The organism is Aeromonas sp. QDB31, assembly GCF_027707605.1.
Classification (GTDB): domain Bacteria; phylum Pseudomonadota; class Gammaproteobacteria; order Enterobacterales; family Aeromonadaceae; genus Aeromonas; species Aeromonas media.
The window spans coordinates 1-556 of sequence record NZ_JAPCIX010000066.1 but is presented as its reverse complement, the minus strand read 5'-3'; the positions used below and the strand labels follow the sequence as shown (position 1 = coordinate 556).

2 tRNA genes are annotated in these 556 nt (G+C 46.8%); both read right to left on the bottom strand.

The features are described 5' to 3' along the window. Positions 1 to 294: 294 nt before the first annotated feature. Positions 295 to 370: transfer RNA gene (locus PG898_RS21195), tRNA-Ala, on the bottom strand. A 10-nt stretch (positions 371 to 380) separates the two neighbouring features. Then, a tRNA-Ile gene (locus PG898_RS21190) sits at positions 381 to 457 on the bottom strand. Positions 458 to 556 lie beyond the last annotated feature (99 nt).

Here is a 556-nt window from a genome sequence, read left to right as displayed (position 1 = left end):
TCCTTCATCGCCTCTGACTGCCAAGGCATCCACCATGTACGCTTAGTCACTTAACCATACAACCCCAAGAAGTGTCGTCGAAACGACGCGACTTGTTGCTGTACAACAAGGACCAAAATAAATTTTGGTTTTCGCCAAGAAGTTTCCAAAGCACTTGTAACAAATGTTTGAGAACTACTTTTTAAATCAGCTTTCCAGATTGTTAAAGAGCAAACTTCGTAAAGAAGTCAAAGGCATTAACTGAATATTGCTATCCAATTCATGGCTTTGTCTTCTGACAAACACAGTACGATATGGTGGAGCTATGCGGGATCGAACCGCAGACCTCCTGCGTGCAAAGCAGGCGCTCTCCCAGCTGAGCTATAGCCCCGTAATCGAAGTGGTGGGTCTGAGTGGACTCGAACCACCGACCTCACCCTTATCAGGGGTGCGCTCTAACCACCTGAGCTACAGACCCACTTCGTGTACTGTCTCTAAACTTGAATCAAGGCAATCTGTGTGAACACTCAACAACACGACATCTTAAGGTAAGGAGGTGATCCAACCCCAGGTTCCC